The sequence below is a fragment of the Serratia sp. 2C06 genome, from assembly GCF_050037615.1.
In the GTDB taxonomy this organism is placed as follows: domain Bacteria; phylum Pseudomonadota; class Gammaproteobacteria; order Enterobacterales; family Enterobacteriaceae; genus Serratia; species Serratia ureilytica.
The window spans coordinates 1,491,794-1,510,024 of sequence record NZ_CP188299.1 but is presented as its reverse complement, the minus strand read 5'-3'; the positions used below and the strand labels follow the sequence as shown (position 1 = coordinate 1,510,024).

Annotated in this window: 15 protein-coding genes and 3 tRNA genes; 1 reads left to right on the top strand and 17 read right to left on the bottom strand. The window is 60.2% G+C overall.

Annotated elements, in window-relative coordinates; translation table 11 throughout:
• Positions 1-3 precede the first annotated feature (3 nt).
• From rnr to nnr, 13 genes are all read right to left on the bottom strand, one after another.
• Positions 4-2,478 carry a ribonuclease R gene (gene rnr / locus ACP3TA_RS07525; protein WP_033641627.1) on the bottom strand — a complete coding sequence of 825 codons (2,475 nt, stop codon included), beginning with the start codon at positions 2,476-2,478 and terminating at the stop codon, positions 4-6.
• A 59-nt stretch (positions 2,479-2,537) separates the two neighbouring features.
• Positions 2,538-2,963: a nitric oxide-sensing transcriptional repressor NsrR gene (gene nsrR, locus ACP3TA_RS07520; RefSeq protein WP_015376391.1), complete on the bottom strand. Its 426-nt coding sequence runs from the start codon at positions 2,961-2,963 to the stop codon at positions 2,538-2,540.
• Between the two features lie 233 nt (positions 2,964-3,196).
• Positions 3,197-4,495, bottom strand: a complete 1,299-nt coding sequence (locus tag ACP3TA_RS07515; protein WP_025159583.1) for an adenylosuccinate synthase — start codon at positions 4,493-4,495, stop codon at positions 3,197-3,199.
• 98 nt (positions 4,496-4,593) lie between these two features.
• Positions 4,594-4,794 (bottom strand): DUF2065 domain-containing protein, encoded by a 201-nt coding sequence (locus ACP3TA_RS07510; RefSeq protein ID WP_004933666.1) that lies wholly within the window; start codon positions 4,792-4,794, stop codon positions 4,594-4,596.
• Between the two features lie 63 nt (positions 4,795-4,857).
• A complete protein-coding gene (hflC, locus tag ACP3TA_RS07505; RefSeq protein ID WP_004933669.1) occupies positions 4,858-5,862 on the bottom strand; it encodes a protease modulator HflC in 1,005 nt (334 codons plus the stop codon).
• Positions 5,863-5,865: 3 nt separating this feature from the next.
• Positions 5,866-7,116: an FtsH protease activity modulator HflK gene (hflK, locus tag ACP3TA_RS07500; protein ID WP_033641626.1), complete on the bottom strand. Its 1,251-nt coding sequence runs from the start codon at positions 7,114-7,116 to the stop codon at positions 5,866-5,868.
• A gap of 68 nt (positions 7,117-7,184) precedes the next feature.
• The gene (gene hflX, locus ACP3TA_RS07495; RefSeq protein ID WP_033641625.1) at positions 7,185-8,465 is read right to left on the bottom strand and encodes a ribosome rescue GTPase HflX; all 1,281 of its coding nucleotides are present in this window, start codon (positions 8,463-8,465) and stop codon (positions 7,185-7,187) included.
• Positions 8,466-8,563: 98 nt separating this feature from the next.
• On the bottom strand, positions 8,564-8,872 hold the full coding sequence (hfq, locus tag ACP3TA_RS07490; protein ID WP_004933678.1) for an RNA chaperone Hfq: 309 nt from the start codon (positions 8,870-8,872) through the stop codon (positions 8,564-8,566).
• A 114-nt stretch (positions 8,873-8,986) separates the two neighbouring features.
• On the bottom strand, positions 8,987-9,928 hold the full coding sequence (miaA, locus tag ACP3TA_RS07485; protein WP_047025079.1) for a tRNA (adenosine(37)-N6)-dimethylallyltransferase MiaA: 942 nt from the start codon (positions 9,926-9,928) through the stop codon (positions 8,987-8,989).
• On the bottom strand, positions 9,921-11,804 hold the full coding sequence (gene mutL, locus ACP3TA_RS07480) for a DNA mismatch repair endonuclease MutL (protein WP_089197607.1): 1,884 nt from the start codon (positions 11,802-11,804) through the stop codon (positions 9,921-9,923). Before mutL ends, miaA begins: the two co-directional genes overlap by 8 nt.
• A gap of 22 nt (positions 11,805-11,826) precedes the next feature.
• The gene (gene amiB, locus ACP3TA_RS07475; protein ID WP_123062087.1) at positions 11,827-13,623 is read right to left on the bottom strand and encodes an N-acetylmuramoyl-L-alanine amidase AmiB; all 1,797 of its coding nucleotides are present in this window, start codon (positions 13,621-13,623) and stop codon (positions 11,827-11,829) included.
• A gap of 7 nt (positions 13,624-13,630) precedes the next feature.
• The gene (gene tsaE, locus ACP3TA_RS07470) at positions 13,631-14,101 is read right to left on the bottom strand and encodes a tRNA (adenosine(37)-N6)-threonylcarbamoyltransferase complex ATPase subunit type 1 TsaE (RefSeq protein WP_025305017.1); all 471 of its coding nucleotides are present in this window, start codon (positions 14,099-14,101) and stop codon (positions 13,631-13,633) included.
• Between the two features lie 10 nt (positions 14,102-14,111).
• Complete coding sequence (gene nnr, locus ACP3TA_RS07465; RefSeq protein WP_060660039.1) at positions 14,112-15,626, bottom strand: bifunctional ADP-dependent NAD(P)H-hydrate dehydratase/NAD(P)H-hydrate epimerase; 1,515 nt, start codon at positions 15,624-15,626, stop codon at positions 14,112-14,114.
• Between nnr and queG the strand changes: the two genes are divergently transcribed.
• On the top strand, positions 15,625-16,764 hold the full coding sequence (gene queG, locus ACP3TA_RS07460; protein ID WP_046688096.1) for a tRNA epoxyqueuosine(34) reductase QueG: 1,140 nt from the start codon (positions 15,625-15,627) through the stop codon (positions 16,762-16,764). The two genes, nnr and queG, sit on opposite strands and share 2 nt — an antisense overlap.
• Positions 16,765-17,075: 311 nt before the next feature.
• Here queG and ACP3TA_RS07455 read toward each other — a convergent pair.
• The 4 genes from ACP3TA_RS07455 to orn form a co-directional block, all read right to left on the bottom strand.
• Positions 17,076-17,151, bottom strand: a tRNA-Gly gene (locus ACP3TA_RS07455).
• Positions 17,152-17,205: 54 nt separating this feature from the next.
• A tRNA-Gly gene (locus ACP3TA_RS07450) sits at positions 17,206-17,281 on the bottom strand.
• Positions 17,282-17,347: 66 nt separating this feature from the next.
• Positions 17,348-17,423, bottom strand: a tRNA-Gly gene (locus ACP3TA_RS07445).
• 192 nt (positions 17,424-17,615) lie between these two features.
• A complete protein-coding gene (orn, locus tag ACP3TA_RS07440) occupies positions 17,616-18,161 on the bottom strand; it encodes an oligoribonuclease (protein WP_033641618.1) in 546 nt (181 codons plus the stop codon).
• Between the last annotated feature and the right edge of the window lie 70 nt (positions 18,162-18,231).

The following is an 18,231-nucleotide window of genomic DNA, read 5'->3' as shown; positions in this document are numbered from 1 at the left end:
AGGTTAAGCCTGCTCGGCACCTTTCTTCTTGGCTGCGCGTTTGGCTTTGGTCGCCGCCGCGATTTTCCGCGTTTTGTCGGACGCTTTCTTGGCTTTCTTCTTCGCCTTCTTCACGTTGTCCGCGGGCTTGGCGTCATCCTGCTTGCGGAAGGCGCTGTCCGGCTCGAAGTTGGCCGGCGGTTTGCCGCCGCGGCGCTTGCCGCGCCCCGCGTTGCCATTGTCGCGCAACGTGCGCTGGCCGCCCTTCTTGGCGCGATCGCGCTCGGTTTTGCCTTCACCGCGCGCTTTGCGGGTGCTGGACACCAGCGCGAAGTCGATCTTGCGCTCGTCCATATGCACCGCATCCACGCGGATCTCCACCGTATCCCCCAGGCGATAGACCGTGCCGGAAGACTCGCCGATCAGGCGCTGGCCGATATTATCGTAGCGATAGTAATCATTATCCAGCGTTGATACGTGCACCAGCCCGTCGATGAACAGATCGTTCAGGCGCACGAAGAAGCCGAAGCCGGTCACGCTGGAGATGATGCCGCTGAACACTTCACCGACGTGATCCTGCATGAAGTCGCACTTCAGCCAGTCGGCGACGTTGCGCGTCGCTTCGTCCGCGCGGCGCTCGGTCATCGAACAGTGTTCGCCCAGCTGCAGCATCTCTTCGAATTCGCTGTGCCAGCCGCCGGTCGGCGTCCAGCGCTCTTTCGGCTCGCCATGCTCTTTGGCCAACTGGTATTTGATCGCGCGGTGCAACGCCAGATCCGGATAACGGCGGATCGGCGAGGTGAAGTGGCCGTAAGAGGCCAGCGCCAGGCCGAAGTGGCCGCGGTTTTCCGGATCGTAAATCGCCTGCTTCATCGAGCGCAGCAACATGGTTTGCAGCATTTCGTGGTCAGGGCGCTCGGACACTTCATCCATCAGCACCGCATAGTCCTTCGGCTGCGGCTTGTTGCCGCCGCCAAGCGTCAGCCCCAGCTCGCTCAGCACGCTGCGCAGCGCGGAGATGTGGTCATCGCTCGGACGATCGTGCACGCGGTACAGCGCCGGCTCGTTGCGTTTCTCGACGAAGCGCGCGGCCGCCACGTTGGCCATGATCATGCACTCTTCGATCAGCTTGTGGGCGTCGTTGCGCACCGTCGGCTCCACGCGCTCGATGCGGCGTTCGGCGTTGAAGATGAATTTGGCTTCTTCGGTTTCAAACGCGATGCCGCCGCGCTCGGCGCGCGCCTTATCCAGCACCTTGTACATGGCGTGCAGCTCTTCCAGGTGCTTGACCAGCGGGTGGTAATGCTCGCGCAGCTCCTGATCGCCCTGCAGAATGTGCCACACCTTGTTGTAGGTCAGGCGGGCGTGGGAGCTCATCACCGCCTCGTAGAACTTGGCCGTGGACAGGCGCCCCTGGGCGGAGATGGTCATCTCGCACACCATGCACAGGCGATCGACCTGCGGGTTCAGGGAGCACAGCCCGTTGGACAGCACTTCCGGCAGCATCGGGATCACCTGCGACGGGAAATACACCGAGTTGCCGCGGCTGCGCGCTTCGTCGTCCAGCGCGGTGCGTGGACGCACATAGTAGCTGACGTCGGCGATCGCTACCCACAGGCGCCAGCCGCCGCCGCGTTTTTTCTCGCAGTACACGGCATCATCGAAGTCGCGCGCGTCTTCACCGTCGATGGTGACCAACGGCAGCTTGCGCAGATCGACGCGGCCCTTCTTGGCCGCTTCCGGCACCTGTTCGCTGAGATCGGCCACCTGCTTTTCCACCTGCGGTGGCCAGGTATGCGGGATCTCATGGGTGCGCAGCGCGATATCCACCGCCATGCTGGTGCCCATTTTGTCGCCGAGGATCTCGACGATCTTGCCGACCGCTTTGGTGCGGCGGGTTGGGCGTTGAGTCAGCTCCACCACCACCATGTAGCCCATGCGCGCACCGCTGACGCTGTCCGCCGGGATCAGAATATCGAAGCTCAGACGGCTGTCGTCCGGCACCACGAAGCCGGTACCGGCATCCATGAAGAAGCGGCCGACAATCTGGCTGGTTTTCGGCACCAGCACGCGCACGATGCGCGCTTCGCGGCGCCCTTTACGGTCCGCGCCCAGCGCCTGCGCCAACACCACGTCACCGTGGATCGCCATTTTCATCTGTTCGGCAGACAGATACAGATCGTCTTTGCTGCCTTCAACGCGCAGGAAGCCGTAGCCGTCGCGGTGGCCGATCACCGTGCCGCGCAGCAGATCCAAACGCTCCGGCAGCGCGTAGCACTGGCGGCGGGTAAACACTAACTGGCCATCGCGCTCCATGGCGCGCAGGCGGCGGCGCAGCGCTTCCAGCTGTTCTTCGCCGCTGAGGCCCAATTCGTTGCCCAGTTCTTCGCGGCTGGCCGGCGTTTCTCGTTTCGCCAAATGGGCCAGGATATATTCACGGCTGGGGATGGGAGATTCGTATTTTTCTGCTTCTCGTTCCAGGAATGGATCTTGTGACATTGCGGTTCCTCCGTTGTCATCAGCAGGATGACGTTGAGCCTTGTCTTCTCAACGTCGTTTTATTCGACAAGCAATAGCTTGTAGAGCGGCGGATTGTCTTCGACCATGTCGGCCAACGTATGCTTATCCAGCTCTTCAAGGAAATTCTGTACGCCCTGTTGGAGCACCTGCTTCAATCGGCAGGCAGGGGTGATGTGGCAAAACTCGCTGCTGCAGTTAACCAGCGCAAGCGGCTCCAGCGCCCGCACGACATCGCCGAGGCGAATGCTCTCGGCCGGTTTTCCCAAACGGATGCCGCCATGCTTGCCGCGCACCGCCGTGACAAAACCGACCCGGCTCAACTGATTGATGATCTTCACCATATGGTTGCGAGACACGCCATACACCTCGGTCACTTCCGAGATACTGGTCATCTTGTCCTGCGGCAACGAGGCCATGTAGATCAACGCCCGCAGACCATAATCAGTAAAACTTGTTAACTGCACATCTTACCTCTGGGTATGACTTTACCCGTCTGATACGCCGCTTTTCGGCGCTATTCAAAAGATTACTCATTGGATAATAAACCAGCCGGAGAGTTCGTCGCTAATTATTTAGCGAATCCCGCGCCCTAAGGCGGGTTTATGAAAGGATTTTTTGACGTGAAACCGCAATCGGAGGGAGTCAGGATAAAAACAAACCGGGACGCGCCCGGTTTGTTTAATGCCGCAAAGCCTGATTATGCGTCGAACGGGTCGCGCAGGATCATGGTTTCGCTGCGATCCGGGCCGGTAGAGATGATGTCTACCGGTACGCCGGTCACTTCTTCGATGCGCTTGATGTAGTTCAGCGCAGCCTGAGGCAGCTTGCTGTGCTCTTTCACGCCAAAGGTGGTTTCGCTCCAGCCCGGCATGGTTTCGTAGATAGGCTCAATGCCTTCCCAGCCTTCAGCCGCCAGCGGAGTGGTGTCCACTTCACGGCCGTCCGGCATGCGGTAACCCACGCAGATCTTCACTTCTTTCAGGCCGTCCAAGACGTCCAGTTTGGTCAGGCAGAAGCCGGACAGGGAGTTGATCTGCACCGCGCGACGCACCGCTACCGCGTCCAGCCAGCCGGTACGACGACGACGGCCGGTGGTGGCGCCGAACTCGTTACCCTGCTTGCACAGGTACTCGCCGGTTTCATCGAACAGTTCGGTTGGGAACGGGCCTGCACCCACGCGAGTGGAGTAGGCTTTCACGATGCCCAGCACGTAGTCCACATAACGCGGGCCGATGCCGGAACCGGTAGCCACGCCGCCGGCGGTGGTGTTGGAAGAGGTCACATACGGGTAAGTACCGTGGTCGATATCCAGCAGGGTGCCCTGAGCGCCTTCGAACATGATCAGATCGCCACGCTTGCGCGCGCCGTCCAGCAGTTCGGAAACGTCAACCACCATCGCGGTCAGGATATCGGCGATAGACAGCACGTAGTCCAGCGTCGCCTGATAATCGACGGCTTCAACTTTGTAGTAGTTGACCAGTTGGAAGTTGTGGTAATCGACGATCTCTTTCAGCTTAACGGCGAAGGTTTCTTTGTTGAACAGATCGCCGACGCGCAGACCGCGACGAGCCACTTTATCTTCGTAAGCCGGGCCGATGCCGCGACCGGTGGTGCCGATCGCTTTCGCGCCGCGCGCTTTCTCACGCGCGTTATCCAACGCAACGTGGTAAGGCAGGATCAACGGGCAAGCTTCAGAGAGTAACAGACGTTCGCGTACCGGGATGCCACGCGCTTCGAGTTCACCCATTTCTTTCATCAACGCGTCCGGCGCCAGAACAACACCGTTGCCGATGATGCTGGTGACGTTTTCACGCAGAATGCCTGAAGGAATTAAATGAAGAACGGTTTTTTCACCGTTGATTACCAGAGTGTGGCCAGCGTTATGGCCACCTTGGTAGCGCACAACATATTGAGCCCGTTCAGTCAGCAGGTCTACAACCTTGCCTTTACCTTCGTCACCCCATTGGGTGCCCAGTACGACGACGTTCTTACCCATTTTTCAAAATCACCGATTGCTTAAAAATGGATTCTACCACCGTAATTTTCGATTTTCAGCACTTTTAGCATACGATTGCATAAATTTTGGGCTAGACTTTAAAGACCCGTGCGGCCGCTCAACATGTAGTAGATCACGCAGCCCGCCACCACTATTCCACCGCCAAATCGCCGCAGCGTCGCGTCCGGCAACTGCGACATCGCCACAATCATTTTGCGCCAGGCCTGCGGAAACAGCATCGGCCCCAGTCCTTCCAGCACCAGGACCAGCCCGAGCGCCAGCCAAATCGTTGAGTTCATGCATCCCCCAAAAACGAGAAAGGGCCCGCGAAAACGGGCCCTCGATCAGATTGCCTGCCGCGCTTATTTGCGCAGGGTATCAGGCGACTTCATGTAGCGGAAGAAATCACTGTCCGGGCTCAGTACCAGCACGTCCTGGTTGTCCTTGAAGCTGGCTTCATAGGCACGCAGGCTGCGGATAAAGGCATAGAAGTCCGGATCCTGGCTGAACGCATTGGCGAACAGCTTGGCTGCTTCAGCATCGCCTTCACCACGGGTGATACGCGCCTGACGCTCGGCTTCCGCCAGGGTACGGGTCACTTCGTAGTCCGCGCTGGCGCGCAGTTTCTCGGCTTCTTCCTGGCCCTGCGAGCGCAGGCGACGGGCTACCGCTTCACGCTCGGCGCGCATACGCTGGTAGATGGCGTCGGAGACTTCGGCCGGCAGGTTGATCTGCTTGATACGCACGTCGATCACTTCGATGCCCAACGCCGCCATGCTGTTCGGGTTCACCTGCGGCTGTTTGCCGGTGGTTTCCCGCTCAACGCGCGCCGCCGCAGAGGCGATAGCGTCATCGGCTTCGGTGGTCGCCACTTCTTCGCCGTCACCCACGGTGCCGGTGTTCAGCGCGTCACGCACGTCAGACATCAGCTTGCCGCGCGAGTCGGTCACGATGTCTTTCACGTCCAGACGGCCGATTTCGGAACGCAGACGGTCGCTGAACTTACGCTTCAGCAGCACTTCGGCCTGGGAGACGTCGCCGCCGCCGGTCGCCAGATAGTAGCGGCTGAAGTCGCTGATGCGCCACTTCAGATAGGAGTCAACGATCAGGTCTTTCTTCTCGCTGGTCACGAAGCGATCGGCCTGGTTGTCCATGGTCTGGATACGCGCATCCAGGTTCTTCACGGTCTCAATGAACGGGATCTTGAGGTGCAGACCCGGCGCATACACCAGCGGCTTGTTTTCGCCGTCGCGCAGCACTTTGCCGAAGCGCAGCACAATGCCGCGCTGGCCTTCCTGCACCACGAACAGCGAAGCGTACAGCACCACCAGCACCGCGAGGACAATAACTACAAAAGACTTACGCATTGATTACTCTCTCCCTACGCGAGTGGTGTCGTCACGCTGCGCATTCGCCCGGCGCTGATCCATAACCGATCCGCTGCTGGTGCGCGGGGTGCTGCTGTTGGCAGCCGGTGCTGGATTCGGATTGAGGCGAATCAGGCTGGTATCCTTGTTGCCGCTCTCCGTCGCCGCGCCTTGGCCGCGCAGCATCTGATCCAGCGGCAGCACCATCAGGTTGTTGCCTTTGTCGCTCACCAACACCTTACGGGTATGGCCCAGCACTTTTTCCATGGTTTCGATATACAGACGCTCGCGGGTGATCTGCGGGGCGGACTTGTATTCCGGCAACAGCTTGGCAAAGCGCGCCACCTCACCCTGAGCTTCCAGGACGGTGCGGTCTTTATAAGCCTTGGAGTCTTCCAGCAGACGCTGCGCCTGGCCGTTCGCACGCGGCTGAACTTCGTTGGCGTAAGCTTCCGCTTCACGGATGTATTGCTGCTCGTTCTCACGCGCGGCGATCGCATCGTCGAACGACGCCTTCACCTCTTCCGGCGGACGCGCCGCCTGGAAGTTGACGTCCAGCAGCGTGATGCCCATGTTGTAAGGACGAATGGTCTCTTCCAGCATGCGCTGCGTATCGTTACGCACCACGGTACGGCCTTCGGTCAGGATGCGATCCATCGAGTATTTGCCGATCACGCCGCGCAGGGCGCTGTCGGTCGCCTGGCTCAGGCTGTCGTCGGCATTGACGACGCTGAACAGGTACGCTTCCGGGTTGGTCACGCGGTACTGCACGTTCATTTCCACGCGCACCACGTTTTCATCGGAGGTCAGCATCACGCCGGACGCCGCCAGCTCACGCACGGATTCCACGTTCACCGGACGCACGTCGTCGATGAAGGTCGGCTTCCAGTTCAGGCCCGGCTGCACCAGGTGGCTGAACTTACCGAAACGCGTCACAACGCCGCGCTCGGCTTCCTTGATGGTGTAGAAGCCGCTGGCGGCCCAGATCACCACCACGGCAACCGCCGCGATACCGATAATGCGGCCGCTGAAGCCCGGACCGGAGGCCCCGGTGCCGCCGCTATTGCTGTTGGAGCCTTTGCCCCCGCCAAAACCGCTCAATTTCTTGCTCAGTTTGCGGAAGATATCATCCAAATCAGGTGGCCCTTGATCACGACCGCCTTTGTTGTTACCGCCAGAGTTGCCGCCATTGTTATTGCTGCTCCCCCACGGGTCGCGGTCCTGTCCGTTATTACCGGGCTGATTCCACGCCATGTTTTAGCTCCATATTCTGTGATTGGGTACTTCAGGCTTTCGCGAAGCATAAATGTAACAGGATATGATCATACGATAAAGTCAATCAGGTCCTGTTCTTGCTTGCAGAGACGACGCCATTCGACGATCGGCATTCGCACCACCACGCCAATGCTGCCGTCCTCTTCGTTCCACTCTTTTTCAATCGCCTGAAGCTGGTAAAAACGGCTGCGAAGACGGCCTGCCCGTGGCGGTAAGCGCAATTCGTAATGCGCGATCTCCCCCGATAAGCGCTCCGTCAACGCCTGATACAGCAACGGAATACCCTCTCCGCTGGCGGCGGACAGCCACACCCGGATCGGCAGGTTTTCATCGTTGCGGTCGATACGCGGCACAAAATCGTCCAGCATATCTATTTTGTTCATCACTAACAGTGTAGGGATTTCATCCGAGTCTATCTCCGCCAGCACGGTGTTCACCGCGTCGATGTTCTCGTCGACGCGCGGATCCGCCGCGTCGATGACGTGCAGCAGCAAAGAGGCCTGGCGCGTCTCCTGCAGCGTCGCCTTGAAGGCGGCCACCAGATCGTGCGGCAGGTGCCGGATAAAGCCTACGGTATCCGCCAACACGGTATCCCCCACGTCCGGCACATCAATGCGCCGCAACGTAGGATCCAGGGTGGCAAATAGCTGGTCCGCCGCATACACCTCGGCAGACGTTATTCGGTTAAACAGGGTGGATTTGCCGGCGTTGGTATAGCCCACCAGCGATACGGTCGGCACATCGGCGCGGGTCCGCGCACGTCGGCCTTGTTCACGCTGCTTCTCTACCCGCTCCAGGCGGCGCAGAATCAAGCTGATGCGATCGCGTAACAGGCGACGGTCGGTCTCAAGCTGGGTTTCCCCCGGCCCGCGCAGGCCTATCCCCCCTTTTTGCCGCTCCAGGTGCGTCCAGCCGCGTACCAGACGCGTGGCGATGTGACGCAGCTGCGCCAGCTCCACCTGCAGCTTACCTTCATGGGTGCGGGCACGCTGGGCGAAAATGTCTAAAATCAGCCCGGTGCGATCGATCACCCGGCATTCGCACAGGCGCTCGAGGTTTCTTTCCTGCGCCGGGGAAAGGGAATGATCAAACAGGACAACAGACGCGCCGCTGGCTTTCACCGCATCTGCAATTTCTTCGGCCTTTCCTTCGCCGACAAAGTACTTCGGATGCGGGGCTTTGCGGCTACCAGTCACCACTTGCAAAGCTTCGACACCGGCTGAGGAGACCAGCGATTCGAACTCGCTGAGATCTTCCGTATCTTTGTCTTGCGAGAAATAGATATGAACCAGTACGGCCTGCTCACCGGCTTCATAACGGTCAAACAAGCGTGCAACCTCTCAAACGGACACTCACCGTGAGTTTGGGGGACATAAACAGCACGCGGCTGCTTATGCTCCCCGTCATGGTTGACTTGCAACGCGCTTTATTCAGCGTCATCGCTTTCCTGCTGCGGCTGTTGCTGCGCAGACGGATTGTTACCATGGTGATAGTTGCTTGAACCGCCGCTCGGATTGTTGCTGTGATGCGAGACCGGGCGTGACGGGACAACGGTAGAGATAGCGTGCTTGTACACCATCTGGCTAACCGTGTTCTTCAACAGGATGACAAACTGGTCAAAAGACTCAATCTGGCCTTGCAGCTTAATACCATTCACCAAATAAATAGAAACCGGAACACGTTCACGACGCAATGCGTTCAGGAACGGATCTTGCAAAGATTGCCCCTTAGCCATTCTATCTTTTCCTTATTTGCTTGTTGTTTGTAACTAAGAACCTGTCGGCTCTAAAATAAACGACGTAAAAAATTTGCGCGCTGAATACTCAGCAATTGTACACAATCACCCAACCTATGCACTAACAACCTGTGTCACCGAGTCCAAAGCCTCTCCCGGCTTTTCACTGTCCAACCAATGGACCGACTCCCAACCCCGTAACCAGGTCATCTGGCGTTTAGCCAACTGACGTGTTGCGCAAATACCACGATAAACCATCTCATCGTAACTAATTTCACCAGACAAGTATGACCACATCTGGCGGTAACCGACACAGCGAATGGAGGGCAAGTCCGTATGCAAATCACCCCGTGCGAAAAGTGCACGCGCTTCCGTCTCAAAACCCGCCGCCAACATTTGATGGTACCGCAGCTCGATGCGTTGATGGATCAACTCACGGCTGGTCGGCGCTATCGCAAATTGGTGAACTTGATACGGTAACGATTCACCCGAAATTTTAGTCAGTTCCGTTAAAGTTTTACCCGAAATAAAAAAAACTTCCAGTGCTCTGGACAGTCTCTGCGGATCATTCGGATGAATTCTCACTGCCGCGACCGGATCGATCGCCTGTAACTGACGGTGCAACGCCTCCCAGCCCTGCTCCGCCGCTTGCCGTTCGATGCGCTCGCGCACCGCGGGATCGGCGGACGGCAACGGCGACAATCCTTCCAGCAACGCCTTGAAATACAACATGGTGCCACCCACCAACAGCGGAATGCGGCCGGCGGCGGTGATATCGGCCATCTCTTTCAGCGCATCGGCGCGGAACTCCGCAGCCGAGTAAGCTTCGGCGGGATCGCGAATATCGATCAGCCGATGCGGCGCCTGCGCCAATTCTTCGGCGCTCGGCTTGGCGGTGCCGATATCCATGCCGCGATAAATCAGCGCGGAATCGACGCTGATCAGTTCCACCGGCAGGCGCTCGCGCAGCGCGATCGCCAGCGCGGTCTTGCCCGAGGCGGTCGGCCCCATAATGAAAATAGCCGGGGGACGTGATGTCATTTCAGTTTCAGTCATGCTTGAGGGCCGCCAGTGCGGCCTGTAAATCAACGGGTTGTAAAAGTCCGCTCGGTGGCGATTTGACCAGCTGCGGGCAAAGTCGTTCAACGTCGGTCAGCAATTGTATCGCTTGCGAGGTGTTCCACTGTTCATGTTCGCTGCCGAGACGGCGAGCGAGCCAGGTGGCCAACACCGCGGGCGACATCTCCTGATGCTCGGCCAGATAGCCTAACAGTTCGGGTATCAGTTTTTGTAAATTTTGTTGGCGTAATGGTAAAGGCACTGCGCGCAGCGTCACACGGCCGTGATCCGTCTGCAAATCCAGCCCCATCATCGTCAGCAGCGCCTGATGCCGCGCGATGGCCGCCGCTTCGTTCTTGTCCAACGTCAGCTTGACTGGGATCAGCAGCGGCTGCGGCCGCAGCCCTTCCGTCGGCGGATTGAGCTGCGCCTGGCGCAGCCAGCGCTCGGCCACCGTCAGGTTGAGCAACGCCGGCTGCTGGCGCTGTTCAATCAGCGCGTAGCACGGCGGATGGATCATAAGCACCCGGCCAAAGCTGTGTTGCCCGCTCGCCAACGGCGTTTCCACGGCGGCTTTCACCGGTGGGAACAGCGGCGGCCGACTCGGGGCTTCCGGCGCGGCCTCAGCCTGCGGCTCGGCGGCAGGCCGCATCAGTTTGCCGTACAGCTCGCCTTCGCGTTTCTGGTAACCGCCCGCCGTTTGCCAACCGGGCTGCGGCGCGCGCTCGCGGGCAGCGCCGGCCGGTGGCGGCGTTTCGCGACGCGGCGCCGGCTGTGAAAAATGGTTGCCGCCGGCGGCGACGCGGTTTTCCTGCTGCCAGACCGGCGCAGGCGCCTCGTCAGGCGCTTCCGCCAGCGGCAGCGACGGCGTCTGCCCGGCCTGTTGCAGCACCGTGGTCACCGCCTGGTAGATAAAATCGTGCACCAGCCGCGCCTGATGGAAACGCACCTCGTGCTTGGCGGGATGAACGTTGACGTCCACCTGGTGCGGATCCACCTCCAGATACAACACGTAAGCGGGCTGCTGATCGTCTTTCAGCTGATCCTGATAGGCCTGACGAATGGCGTGGTTGATCAAGCGATCGCGCATCATGCGGCTGTTGACGTAGCAATACTGCATTTCACCCAGCTGGCGCGCCCCGTCCGGATCCGCCACCCAACCGCGGATGCTCAGATCGCCATGCTGCCAGTCGATGTTCAGCGCATGCTGCAAAAACGCCGGGCCGCAGATGCTGCCCAAACGGCGCTCGTGCTGGCTTTCTTCCTTCGCCGCCCGATATTGGCGGATCAGTTTGCCGTTGTGGCTGAGGTTGATCGCCACATCGAAGCGCGCCAGCGCGATGCGCCGCACCACTTCATCGATATGGCCGAATTCGGTTTTCTCGGTGCGCATGAATTTGCGGCGCGCCGGGGTGTTGTAAAACAGATCCAGCACTTCCAGCGTGCTGCCGACCGGGTGCGCGGCGGGTTTGACCGTCACCGCCTGTTCGCGCCCTTCGGCATAGGCTTGCCACGCTTCGCTCTGGTCTGCGGTGCGCGACGTCAGGGCCAAACGGGAAACCGAGCTGATGCTGGCCAGCGCTTCGCCGCGAAAACCGAGGCTGACGATCGCTTCCAGGTCGTCGAGCGTGCTGATTTTACTGGTGGCGTGCCGCGCCAGCGCCAGCGCCAGATCGTCCTTGCCGATGCCGCAGCCGTTGTCGCGAATGCGGATCAACTTGGCGCCGCCGCGTTCGATATCGATATCGATGCGCGTCGCACCGGCGTCCAGGCTGTTTTCCACCAGCTCTTTGACGACCGACGCGGGGCGTTCGACCACCTCTCCGGCGGCGATCTGGTTGGCGAGCTGTGGCGGTAACACCTGGATAGGCATGCTGACTCCTGTAGCGGTGGCGCTAGGCCTGCGGAATGGTCAGCGTCCGATCCAGCGGCGCGACGTCCGACTTCAGATTATTGACCCGTTTCAAATCGCCGACGCTGACCCCGTAGCGAGAAGCGATGGAGGACAGCGTGTCCCCGCGGGCCACTTTATGTTTAGACGGCTTCTTCGCCGGCGTTTTCGCTTTGGCGACGGCGGTGACGGCGGCGGTTTTCCCCGCCGGCACCTTCAGGCGTTGCCCGACCCACACGCCGTCTTTCTTCAGTTTGTTCAGATCCCGCAGCGCCGCCATGGTCGTGCCGTAGCTGTCGGCGATGCCGGACAGCGTCTCCGCCCGTTTCACCACGTGGATCTGGGTCTTGCCGCTTACGCTGCGGCTCGCGCCGGCCGAGCTGACGATAGGCTCAGGCTGGCGCACGTCTGGTGTTGAGGTGTTAACCGCCGCTGCGACGTCCAGCGGTCGGTTTTCCACCTTTGGGTCGGCTTGCAGCGGATGCGCCAGGAAGTAGCTGCGCAGGCCGTTATGAATGGCCTTGGCAATCTTCTCCTGATACGCGCTACTGCCCAGCAGCCGCTCCTCCGTGCTATTACTGATAAATCCTGTTTCCACCAGCAGCGATGGAATATCCGGCGAACGCAGCACGCCCAGGCTGGCGTGTTCCGGCCGGCGTTTATGCAACGATCCGACGCTCTGCAGCTGCTGCAGCACCTTCACCGCCACATCGTAGCCAACGCGCTGCGAGTGGCCGAACTGCAGATCCAGCACCGCCTGGCTCAGATAAGGATCGGCCTGGCTGTTGGCCAGCAAGTCGCCGGCGCCGCCGAGCAGCTCGGACTGCTTCTCATGCTGTTCGAGCCAACCGGCCATTTCGCTGTTGGCGCGGCGATTGGACAGCACCCAGACGGAAGCCCCGCTGGCGCTGCGGTTTGGCGCGGCGTCGGCGTGGATGGAGACCAGCACGTTGGCGCCCTGTTTACGCGCAACGTCGGAACGCCCCATCACCGAAATAAAATAGTCGCCGTTACGTGTCAGCACCGGCTTGAACTGCGGATCGGCGTCCAGCATCGCCTGCAGGCGGCGCGCGATGGCGATAGTGACATTCTTTTCTTTCAACCCGCTCGGGCCGATGGCGCCCGGATCCTGGCCGCCGTGGCCGGCGTCAATCGCCACTACCACCCGATCGCCGGAACCGGCGGAAACGCGGCTGCTGCGCGGCGTCACCTCAGTGGCGGTGCCCGCGACAACGCTCTGTTTATTGGTAAAGGGATTCGATCCCGTCGGCGCTTTGCGCAGCGGCGGCTCCGGCGCTTCACGCACCGCGACCGGCGCCTGACGCGGCGGTTGGCTGACGGCGACCGGCGCAGGCGTTTGGACCGGCGCTTTACGCGCCACGGTATTGACGCCGCCTTCGGCCGTAAGGGTGAATACCACGGTGTGCACGCCGCCGTTCTGGCGGGTGGAGACGCGGGTTTTAGCGCGCTGAGTCAGATCAAACACCAGGCGCACGCTCTGAGCGTCTTTCGGCGCGCTGGAGCGAATGCTTTTCACCAGGTTTTGGCCGCTGAAATTGAGCGGCAGCCCGCCGACCTTGCCTTTCTGGTTGACGTCCAGCACCACGCGCTCCGGGCCGTGCAGCGGGAAAAACGCGTAGTCCGGCGGGCCATTGAAGCTCACCGACACCGTCGCTTCGCGCTGGGCGTTGGACACTTTGATATCGGACAGCGAGGACGCCGCCAGCGCGCTCAACGCGCCGAGCGGCCCCAGCACGGCGATCAGCATGATGACCGCAAATTTTTTCAACGCATGCGTCATTGCAGCATCATCCCTGTGATCCATGAATACGGTCTAACAGCTGGCTGCCGTAAGCAGAAATCGCCTCGATCTTCGCCTCTCGCCCCTCGCCCTGATAGCTGAGGTGCAGCGCCAGATCCGGCTCCGGCAGCACGCCGGTGCCCTGCTGTGGCCATTCGACCAGGCAGATGGCGTCTTGCGCGAAGTAATCGCGAATGCCCATAAATTCAAGCTCTTCCGGATCGGCCAGGCGATACAGATCGAAGTGATATACCGCCAAGGGCTGCAAGGCATAGGGCTCCACTAGCGTGTAGGTCGGGCTTTTGACATTGCCCTGATGCCCCAACGCCTGCAGGAAGCCACGGCTGAAGGTGGTTTTACCGGCGCCCAGGTCGCCGTAGAGATAGATGACGCTGGCGCGATCGCAGGCCTTGGCCAAAGTGGTGCCCAAAGCGACAGTCGCTGCCTCGTCCGGCAGAGGTAAAACGAGTTCTTTCATTCGATAAAGTCTATTTTGCCCACTCAGGGTTAACGAAATGAAGGATGTCCGGCAGTAAATCGGTCGCCAACATGCCTCTTGTTCCTTGTCTTTCCGCTACGCGATCGCCGGCCGCGCCGTGTACGACGCAGCCCGCACAGGCGGCATCATACAGCGAGAGCTTTTGCGCCAGCAAACCGCCGATGATGCCCGACAGCACATCGCCCATGCCGCCGGAGGCCATGCCGGCATTGCCGACGTCGGCGATCGCCATCTGGCCCTGCTCATCGGCGATCAGCGTGCCGGCGCCTTTCAGCACCGCCACGCCGCCGTAGCGCGCCGTCAGGTTACGCACGGCAAGTAAGCGATCACTCTCGATGTCGGCAGTGCTGCAGCTCAACAGCCGCGCCGCCTCTCCGGGATGCGGAGTCATCACGCGATTCTGCCGTTTCTCGGGATTTAATGCCAGCAAGTTCAGCGCATCGGCGTCCCACAAGGCCGGTTTATCGCTGGTTTGCAGCACGTTCAAGGCGTTTTTGCCCCACTCAGCCTGGCCCAGCCCCGGGCCAATCACCAGCACGTCCGCCCATTGCATCGCCTGCCGCAAGGCCGTCTCGTCCAGCGCCTGCGCCATCAACTCCGGCCTGGCCGCCAGCAGCGGCGCGACGTGCTCAATGTGAGTAAGCACTCGCACCAATCCAGCCCCGCTGCGCAGCGCCGCTTCCGCCGCCATGCGAATGGCGCCGCCGAATCCGCGGTCGCCGCCCACCAGCAGCAGACGGCCATGCTCGCCCTTATGGGCGCAGGGGCGCCGCGGATGCAGCCAGCGCGGCAACGCCTCGGCGGTAAGCCGCTGAATCTGTTCCGGTTGCTTCGCCAACCAATCCGATAAGCCTAGCGTATTCTGATGAAGTTGCCCGACCCAGTCGCGCGCCTGCCCGGTCAGCAAGCCCGGCTTGAGGCCAATGAACGTGACGGTATGCGCGGCACGCACGACCGCGCCCGGCGCCGCGCCGCTTTCCGCCAGCAGCCCGGACGGAATATCGAGCGCCACCACCGGCGCCGAATGGCGGTTGGCGGCCTCGATCAGCGCATCGTAAGGCGCACGCGGCGCACTGCCCAGGCCGGTGCCTAACAGACCGTCGATAATAAGAGAGACGGATGCCGGCCAGCGGCTGTTCGCCGGCAGAATATCGCCGCCGGCGGCCAGCCAGGCCTCGCGGGCCGCTGCGGCCTCCGGCGGCAAAGGGCGTGCGCCTTCGCAGGCGATCACCGTCACCTGCACGCCCGCCGCCTTCGCCAAACGCGCCACCACATAGCCGTCGCCGCCGTTGTTGCCGTGGCCACAGAGCACCAGCCAGTGGTTGCAGCAGGGATAAGTGTCGCGCGCCAGTACGTAGGCCGCCTGACCGGCGCGCAGCATTAAATCGTAAAGAGAAAGACCGAGCGAGGCCGCCGCCGCAGGTTCCGAACGACGGATCCAATCCGCAGGCCAGACAGAGTGTGGTAAACTGTCAGCGTATGCTTTTTCACTGTGGCCCGTCATGACGCACCCCCTCGATCTCCATCAACTCGCCCAACATATCAAGCAATGGGGGCAATCGCTAGGATTCCAGCAGGTTGGCATCTGCGATACCGATCTCAGCCTGGAAGAGCCGAAGCTGCAGGCCTGGCTCGACAAACAGTACCACGGCGAGATGGAGTGGATGGCGCGCCACGGCATGCTGCGCGCACGCCCTCACGAGCTGTTGCCAGGCACGCTGCGGGTGATCAGCGTGCGCATGAACTATCTGCCGGCCAAGGCGGCGTTCGCCAGCACCCTGCAGAACCCGCAATTGGGCTACGTCAGCCGCTATGCGCTGGGGCGCGATTATCACAAGCTGTTGCGTCAGCGCCTGAAAAAGTTGGGCGATCAGATCCAGGCCTACTGCGGCGAACTGAATTTCCGCCCCTTTGTCGACTCGGCGCCGGTCATGGAGCGCGCGCTGGCCGCCAAGGCGGGCATCGGCTGGGTTGGTAAACACTCACTAATTCTTAACCGCGAAGCCGGATCCTGGTTTTTCCTCGGCGAACTGCTGATCGACCTGCCGCTGCCGGTGGATCAGCCGCAGGAAGAGCAGTGCGGCCGCTGCGTCGCCTGCATCACCACTTGCCCGACCGGGGCCATCGTCGCGCCCTACACCGTCGATGCCCGGCGCTGCATTTCCTATCTGACCATCGAACTGGAAGGCGCGATCCCGGAGGAATTCCGGCCGCTTCTCGGCAACCGTATCTACGGCTGCGACGACTGCCAGCTGATCTGCCCGTGGAACCGATTTTCGCAACTCACCGACGAAGACGATTTCAGCCCGCGCGCCGCGCTGCATGCGCCGCAGCTGATCGATCTGTTCAGTTGGACGGAAGAAAAATTCCTGCGCATCACCGAAGGCTCGGCGATACGCCGCATCGGTCACCTGCGCTGGCTGCGCAATATCGCCGTGGCGCTGGGCAATGCGCCTTATGAGGACAGCATCGTGCTCGCGCTGCGCACGCGTTTGGGCCAGGACGCCATGCTGGACGAACATATCCACTGGGCACTGGCGCAACAGCTCGCTCGCCGTGAAGCACAGGGCATCGAGGTGCAAACGGCGCAGAAAAAACGGTTGATACGGGCTGTGGAAAAAGGTTTGCCAAGGGATGCCTGACGGGGTGCGCCGCGCGGGCGTATCGCCCGAAATCTCACTCTGTGGATTTGTGCATAAAAATAAAAACACGTTGTCTTTCAACTGCAACAAAAAGAGCAAGTGATCGGCATAACGTTTTGGGATAAATAAATAAGCTTATAAATCAAATATATAAATATTTAATTTGTATGACGTTGATTTTTCAGGCTGGCGGGTTTATGTACAGAGGCTGTGGATAACTCTGTTCACAACGTTTTTAGCAGGTGTGTAAAACGGGACAAAAACCCGCGCCGGAGAAGGCGTTGGATTTGAGTTTGAAACGAAGAGAAAATTGGAGCGGGAAACGAGACTCGAACTCGCGACCCCGACCTTGGCAAGGTCGTGCTCTACCAACTGAGCTATTCCCGCATTGAGATGCTTTTGGCATCCGGTCACCAAACACTGGCGTGACCTTTGAATTTTTGGAGCGGGAAACGAGGCTCGAACTCGCGACCTCAACCTTGGCAAGGTTGCGCTCTACCAACTGAGCTATTCCCGCGTCGCATAGGTACTGCTTGATACTGCTTTATTTATTCATCATGCCGCATCGCGACATTGTTGAATTTGGAGCGGGAAACGAGACTCGAACTCGCGACCCCGACCTTGGCAAGGTCGTGCTCTACCAACTGAGCTATTCCCGCCCGGCGTATCGATGGTGGAACGTTACGAAATTCTTCATCGGTACGGGGTGCGCATTATACGAGAAATCCTTTTTGTCGCAAGCCCCTGAAAGCAAAAAAACGCGATTTTTGTTTGATTGCCGATTAAAGCGCCAGATTGGCGAATTAAGCGGCTAAAAACGGCGTTTTTTCCCCGCAGAGGCCGCCATCGCCTTAAAGCTGAATGAAATGTTCGCGGTAATAAGCCAGTTCGGCCACCGATTCGCGGATGTCATCCAGCGCCTGATGGGTGCCCTGCTTCTTAAAGCCGCCGAGAATTTCCGGCTTCCAACGGCGCGCCAGTTCTTTCAGCGTGCTGACGTCCAGGTAGCGGTAATGGAAGTAGGCCTCCAGCTCCGGCATGTAGCGGAACAGGAAACGGCGATCCTGGCCCACGCTGTTGCCGCAGATCGGTGATTTGCCGGCCGGCACCCATTGCTGCAGGAAGGCGATGGTTTCCAGCTCGGCGGCGCGATCGTCCTGCCGGCTGGCTTTCACCCGCTCCACCAGCCCGCTGCCGGTATGGGTGCGCACGTTCCACTCGTCCATCAAGGCCAGCTGCTCGTCGGATTGGTGCACGGCGATCACCGGCCCTTCCGCCAGGATGTTCAGATTGGCGTCGGTGACCAGCGTGGCGATCTCGATAATGCGGTCACGCTCGGGATCCAGCCCGGTCATCTCCAAATCGATCCAAATCAGGTTATTTTCGTTTGCTGTCATGATGTTTCCTGCCTAAAAGCCGAGAGAAAAACGCTGTGCGGACGAGACGACGGCCGCCGCCGATGGCGAC

Excerpts from the sequence above, each read along its gene's own strand:
- ACP3TA_RS07515 (WP_025159583.1), bottom strand. The coding sequence starts at position 4,495 with ATGGGTAAGAACGTCGTCGTACTGGGCACCCAATGGGGTGACGAAGGT.
- hfq (WP_004933678.1), bottom strand. The coding sequence starts at position 8,872 with ATGGCTAAGGGGCAATCTTTGCAAGATCCGTTCCTGAACGCATTGCGT.
- queG (WP_046688096.1), top strand. The coding sequence starts at position 15,625 with ATGACGCACCCCCTCGATCTCCATCAACTCGCCCAACATATCAAGCAA.
- amiB (WP_123062087.1), bottom strand. The coding sequence starts at position 13,623 with ATGACGCATGCGTTGAAAAAATTTGCGGTCATCATGCTGATCGCCGTG.
- miaA (WP_047025079.1), bottom strand. The coding sequence starts at position 9,928 with ATGACTGAAACTGAAATGACATCACGTCCCCCGGCTATTTTCATTATG.
- mutL (WP_089197607.1), bottom strand. The coding sequence starts at position 11,804 with ATGCCTATCCAGGTGTTACCGCCACAGCTCGCCAACCAGATCGCCGCC.
- hflC (WP_004933669.1), bottom strand. The coding sequence starts at position 5,862 with ATGCGTAAGTCTTTTGTAGTTATTGTCCTCGCGGTGCTGGTGGTGCTG.
- orn (WP_033641618.1), bottom strand. The coding sequence starts at position 18,161 with ATGACAGCAAACGAAAATAACCTGATTTGGATCGATTTGGAGATGACC.
- rnr (WP_033641627.1), bottom strand. The coding sequence starts at position 2,478 with ATGTCACAAGATCCATTCCTGGAACGAGAAGCAGAAAAATACGAATCT.
- nnr (WP_060660039.1), bottom strand. The coding sequence starts at position 15,626 with ATGACGGGCCACAGTGAAAAAGCATACGCTGACAGTTTACCACACTCT.
- ACP3TA_RS07510 (WP_004933666.1), bottom strand. The coding sequence starts at position 4,794 with ATGAACTCAACGATTTGGCTGGCGCTCGGGCTGGTCCTGGTGCTGGAA.
- tsaE (WP_025305017.1), bottom strand. The coding sequence starts at position 14,101 with ATGAAAGAACTCGTTTTACCTCTGCCGGACGAGGCAGCGACTGTCGCT.
- hflK (WP_033641626.1), bottom strand. The coding sequence starts at position 7,116 with ATGGCGTGGAATCAGCCCGGTAATAACGGACAGGACCGCGACCCGTGG.